Source organism: Synechococcus sp. H60.3 (genome assembly GCF_047462295.1).
In the GTDB taxonomy this organism is placed as follows: domain Bacteria; phylum Cyanobacteriota; class Cyanobacteriia; order Thermostichales; family Thermostichaceae; genus Thermostichus.
Map to the genome: position 1 here is coordinate 7,210 of NZ_JANSIY010000094.1, position 2,604 is coordinate 9,813.

The window sequence follows — 2,604 nt, forward strand, 5'->3', positions numbered from 1 at the left end:
GAAATAGCCAGAATAAGAGTAGCTATTGACCCAGCAATGGGCAGGATGATGACAGGTAAGTGAACGATGTTTTCCTCTCTTTTGACTCCGCGTGCAGCAGGCCTACTCCTATCCGGGGCGGTATTGGGCATTCATTGCCAGGTGGCTATGGCCGCCCCTTTTCGCGACACTTTTGGTCACTGGGCCCAAACCTACATTGAGGCTCTCTCCGCTCAAAGGGTGTTGAACGGCTTCCCGGATGGCACCTTCCGTCCCAACGAGCCGGTGACCCGTGCTCAGTTTGCCACCCTCGTCACCACTGCCTTTCGCCTCCGCAACACCTCTGGTACCTTCATCGGCTTTCGGGATGTGCCCCCCACCCACTGGGCGGCTAACGCTATCTCCGCGGCGGCAGCCAACAACTTGGTGGCCGGCTTCCCGGACGGCACCTTCCGACCCGAACAGCCCGTTACCCGCACCGAGGCGCTGGTGATCCTGACCAACGCCCTTGGCAACACAAGTGCCATCCCCGTGGCCCAGCCGAGCGAGCTGTTCAGCCGCTACCGTGACGCGGCAGCCATTCCCAACTGGGCCCTGGCGCCAATTGCAGCCGCCAACCGCGCCGGCCTGATCGTGAATTACCCAGATCCCATGCTCTTGGAGCCCAACCGTCCTGCCACCCGTGCTGAGGTGGCTGCTTTTACCCACCAGGCCCTGCTCAGTCGGGGATCCCTGGTGGCCCAGAACCCAGGCAATTGGCTCTCCACCCCTCAGCCCGGCTTTGACCTGCGCCTTTCCACGCTGGCGGCGGGCACTCTGATACAGACCACCACCCCCTTCAACGAGCGCCTCTTCATCGCCCCCAACGAAACTCGCCCTATGTCCTTGATCGTTTGCAACCCAATTCGCAACGGCCAGGGGGACATCCTGGTGCCTTTTGGCTCACGGGTGGATGGCCGCTTTGAGCCGGCGCCGGGCGGCACGCGCTTTGTGGCGGAAAGCATCATCGTCAACAACCAACTGTTCCCCTTGGCCGCTCAATCGGATGTAATCCGCGATGTCAAGGATCCCCGCTACACCACCACAGGCAAGATCATCCAAGATGCGGCCATCGGTGCGGCAGCAGGCGCCGTTCTCGGCTTGGTAACCGGCGATAATGCCATTGCCACAGAAGAAGTGCTGGGGGCAGGGGTGGCCGGAGCGGTGATCGGCAACGTGACAGCGCCGCAGGTGGTGGTGTTGGATCCCAACCAGGTGATCGAGCTGCGCCTCACCCAGGATCTGGCGCTAGTTCCTCAATCCCGCTAGCGGCGCGGGGGTGTCCGTTGCAACGAGACGCAGGCGATACAACTTCTCACTGTCTTTCCATCGGTGAAGCTGGGCGTTGTCTCGATCCCCAACTCCCCTCTCCCTCCGGGAGAGGGGCTGCTAGGGCGCTATCTTCTCAGCCAATCCAACAGAGTCGTTCCCCCCAGCCACAGGCCCACCAAAATGGAAGTGGTCAGTAGCCCCCCTGCCACACAGATCAGGGATCCCAGGCTGCAGAGGAGCCCATCTTCTTCCAGGAGACCGAAGGCGGTGACGAAGATCCCCATCGCCGGCAGGGTGTTGGTGCCGGGCACGGGAATGATCATGGAAATGCCCATCAAACCAATCCAAGTGCCCAGCCAGACCTGGCCCAGGCGGCTGGTGCAGACTCGTTGCCAACGGGGGCAGGCAACTTTTTCAATGCGCTGCAACCATGGGATCCCGGCCTGCACCCACTTTTGCAATTGCTTCCGTTCAATGGATGTCTGCAGCACCCATGGCGGCAACCAGGGAGTGGTTCGCCCTGCCAGCATTTGCAGGGCCAGCAGTAGGATGACCACGCCAAAGGGAGTGGAATAGCCAGGGGCCGGCAGAGGTAAAGCCGAGGGAAAAGACAGCACTGCCAAAAACAAGCCAAAGCTGCGCTCGCCCGCCAGTTTGAGAATCTCTTCAATGCAGATCGCCACGGGTGGGGATCCCTCAGGCTGCTCTGGGTTGGCGGGAAGGCAGGCAAATCGGGCTAGCTCTTGGGATAGACGAGCCATAGGGGAGTCTGCAAACGGTTTGGGAGCCAACGATAGCCTACTGCAAATTCAAGGTTTGTTGGATATCTTGAGCGAAGGGGTGGTTTTGGAGAGGTAAGATGAGTGGCGAAGCACTGGGCAAGAGGTTGGGCAGCGGTGGCCTTGGAGAAGGTCTAAAGAAGCGCGCCCCGCTCAGCAAAGAAATGGGTAGGTTGGGGGGATCCCTACTGCTGGGATCCCTGTTGGTGGCAGGGCACGGTGTGGCCCTGGCTGAAGCGCAGTTGGAGGTGGGTACCTCCACCACCTTGCCCCCCCAGTCGGCTCCGCCGGTGTTGCCACCCCCACCGGTGGGAGTGCGACAAATTAGAGAGGATACCGATCCTGAGCAAACCGCCGATATGCCCCTTTCCTTGATGGCCGAGCAGGTGCTGGAGGCGGTGTGCGAAGCGCAAATCGATGCCCAACGCGCCCTGGCCCTCATGCCCGATCTGAGCGAATCCCACATCCGCGCCGCCTGTCCCAAGCGGCTGATCCCCAAAAGCTGAAGGAAAACAAAGGCGGCCCCAGACCTTGG

General features: G+C 61.1%; 3 protein-coding genes. 2 read left to right on the plus strand and 1 reads right to left on the minus strand.

From position 1 onward, the window contains the following. Nucleotides 1–147: 147 nt before the first annotated feature. Nucleotides 148–1,287 (plus strand): S-layer homology domain-containing protein, encoded by a 1,140-nt coding sequence (locus NW841_RS09935; RefSeq protein ID WP_414386231.1) that lies wholly within the window; start codon nucleotides 148–150, stop codon nucleotides 1,285–1,287. 128 nt (nucleotides 1,288–1,415) lie between these two features. Here NW841_RS09935 and NW841_RS09940 read toward each other — a convergent pair whose 3' ends face one another. Beyond that, nucleotides 1,416–2,051: an exopolysaccharide biosynthesis protein gene (locus tag NW841_RS09940; RefSeq protein WP_414338292.1), complete on the minus strand. Its 636-nt coding sequence runs from the start codon at nucleotides 2,049–2,051 to the stop codon at nucleotides 1,416–1,418. Nucleotides 2,052–2,149: 98 nt separating this feature from the next. Between NW841_RS09940 and NW841_RS09945 the strand changes: the two genes are divergently transcribed. Beyond that, nucleotides 2,150–2,575: a hypothetical protein gene (locus NW841_RS09945; protein ID WP_414366887.1), complete on the plus strand. Its 426-nt coding sequence runs from the start codon at nucleotides 2,150–2,152 to the stop codon at nucleotides 2,573–2,575. Nucleotides 2,576–2,604 lie beyond the last annotated feature (29 nt).

Coding starts and splice junctions, on each gene's coding strand:
- NW841_RS09935 (WP_414386231.1), top strand. CDS start 148: ATGGCCGCCCCTTTTCGCGACACTTTTGGTCACTGGGCCCAAACCTAC.
- NW841_RS09940 (WP_414338292.1), bottom strand. CDS start 2,051: ATGGCTCGTCTATCCCAAGAGCTAGCCCGATTTGCCTGCCTTCCCGCC.
- NW841_RS09945 (WP_414366887.1), top strand. CDS start 2,150: ATGAGTGGCGAAGCACTGGGCAAGAGGTTGGGCAGCGGTGGCCTTGGA.